The organism is Selenomonas bovis DSM 23594, from assembly GCF_000381005.1.
GTDB classification, from domain to species: Bacteria; Bacillota; Negativicutes; order Selenomonadales; family Selenomonadaceae; genus Selenomonas_C; species Selenomonas_C bovis.
Window position 1 is genome coordinate 1 of record NZ_KB908445.1, and the last position, 2,229, is coordinate 2,229.

The 2,229-nt window shown below is 51.1% G+C and carries 2 protein-coding genes and 1 rRNA gene; all 3 read left to right on the forward strand.

What is annotated here, in order from left to right; translation table 11 throughout:
• Window positions 1–371: 371 nt before the first annotated feature.
• Entirely contained in the window at window positions 372–662 is a 291-nt protein-coding gene (locus F599_RS0113180) for a zinc-ribbon domain containing protein (RefSeq protein ID WP_019543957.1), read from the forward strand.
• 187 nt (window positions 663–849) lie between these two features.
• The gene (locus F599_RS0113185) at window positions 850–1,635 is read left to right on the forward strand and encodes a basic amino acid ABC transporter substrate-binding protein (RefSeq protein ID WP_019543958.1); all 786 of its coding nucleotides are present in this window, start codon (window positions 850–852) and stop codon (window positions 1,633–1,635) included.
• Between the two features lie 496 nt (window positions 1,636–2,131).
• Window positions 2,132–2,229, forward strand: a 16S ribosomal RNA gene (locus F599_RS14555); the annotation flags it as partial.

A 2,229-nucleotide genomic window follows, 5' to 3' on the forward strand; every position in this document is an offset into this window, starting at 1 on the left:
GCGCTGGCGATTGCGCCCAGGAAGCGTGAATAACATCAAGGATGTGTGAAAATTCGCAGATGAAATAATCCTTTATCATGGTTCGGTGAAAAATAAAAACGCCTGCCTATGATCAGGTTTTATCCATAGGCTGTGCTGTTGCTCAGGGAGAGTTGGTGGGACTGGAAAAGAGAAATTCTGAGCGATTGATTTCAGCAGCGCTTCCTAAACAATAAAAAAATTCTTGCATTTTCTATTGTTTGAAAGTATAATAATTCATGGATATCCTTTTGCATGCTTTTTATTTGCGGTATCTCGTAGATTTCATGCCAGTGCTCAAATGAAAGCCAAATCGGACATCTAGGACACTTTATACAAAGGAGACGAAAGATATGGCTTTCGAAGACAAGACGTTGGTATGCAAGGACTGCGGCAAGGAGTTCATCTTCAGCGCAGGCGAGCAGGAGTTCTATGCGGAAAAGGGCTTTGAGAACGAGCCGGTCCGCTGCCGCGACTGCCGTGAGAAGCGCCGTCGCAGCCGTGACGGCGGCGAGCAGCGCCAGATGTACAAGGTCATCTGCGCTGACTGCGGCAAGGAGACGGAAGTTCCGTTCGAGCCGAAGGATGACCGTCCGGTTTACTGCCGCGACTGCTTCAACAAGCGCCGCGCAGCACGTGGCTGAGGTTGTGCATAGCGAACAAATCGTGCTATAATAAGCACGAGTGATGAACGAGCCTGAGGAGTTCTTCCTCGGGCTCGTTGTGCGTCTAATGATCGGGGAATGCCGATGCCCGACAGACGTCGCCGTGTGTCTGCGCGGCGTATGTACGACCAGTGGTGTCGGCGCGTCCCCAGAAAGCAGGGATGATATGTTCAAGATGAAAAAGCTGTTGCTCGTCGGTGTCCTTTGCCTTGCTGCGGCAATCGGACTCTCTGGCTGCGGCGGCAACCAGGAGGCCGCGACTTCTAGTAGCGGCGGCAAAGTGCTCAAGGTCGGCGCGTCCGTCGATTTCGCACCGTTCGAGTTCCAGGACGAGGGACAGTCGGAGTATCAGGGGTTCGATATGGATCTCATCCGTGCCATTGGCAAGGAGATGGGCTATGAGGTCGAGATCAGCAACATCGGGTTCGACGGCCTGATTCCAGCGCTGCAGGCGAAGAATGTCGATGTCCTCATCTCCGGCGTGACCATCAACGACGAGCGCAAGCAGAATGTCGACTTCTCTGACCCGTACTACGAGTCCGGCCTCACGATGGTCGTGCGCGAGGACGAGCAGAACATCAAGACGTTCTCTGATCTCAAGGGCAAGAAGATCGCCGTGCAGATCGGTACGACGAGTGCTAAGGAAGCCAAGAAGATCGAAGGCGCCGAGGTCAAGGAACTCAATACGCCGGCGGACTGCTTCATGGAACTCAAGAACGGTGGCGTCGATGCTGTCGTCAACGATCGTCCGGTCAACGACTACTATATCCACAAGAGTGGCCAGACGGGCGTAAAGACGCTCCCTGAGCGCCTGACCTCCGAGGACTACGGCATTGCTGTCGCCAAGGGGAACAAGGAGCTCGCGGAGAAAATCAACGCGGCGCTCAAGAAGCTCAAGGAAAATGGCGAATACGACAAAATCTTCGCCAAGTGGTTCGGTGCGCAGAAGTAATATCGTCTGATCGCAGTTTCCGACTGCCAGGAATCAGAAATCACTGCCGCAAAGCAGTAGTTTCTCATTCTTGGCAGTTTTGTATTTTTATGGGTTGACAAGAGGAGGAGATTCCTGTAATATATTACAAGTCGACGGCAAACAGCCACGAGCGCAGGAGCCGCCGGCAGCCGAATCCCAAACGTCTTGAGAGCTTGCGAAAATAAATTCAAAAAGTTCTTGACAAGCCGAAGTGGATGAGGTAATATATAGAAGCTGATTCACGAAAGGCGCACCGCGCCGGAGAGAATCGCGGGTGTTCTTTGAAAACTAAACAATGCAGAACATCATGTATCATATGATGTAAAGCCAGATGTCGAGATGCGAAAGCATCTAACATCGATTACTATGAACATATAGCAATCGGCAATTTCTTTTGCTGATTCTTCAGCATCGCAAGATGCTTGAAGGATTGGCACCAAATAAAGATAAGAGAGCCAATATCGGCTTTCCATATTTTATGGAGAGTTTGATCCTGGCTCAGGACGAACGCTGGCGGCGTGCTTAACACATGCAAGTCGAACGAGACGATTTAGAAGCTTGCTTTTATTGAGT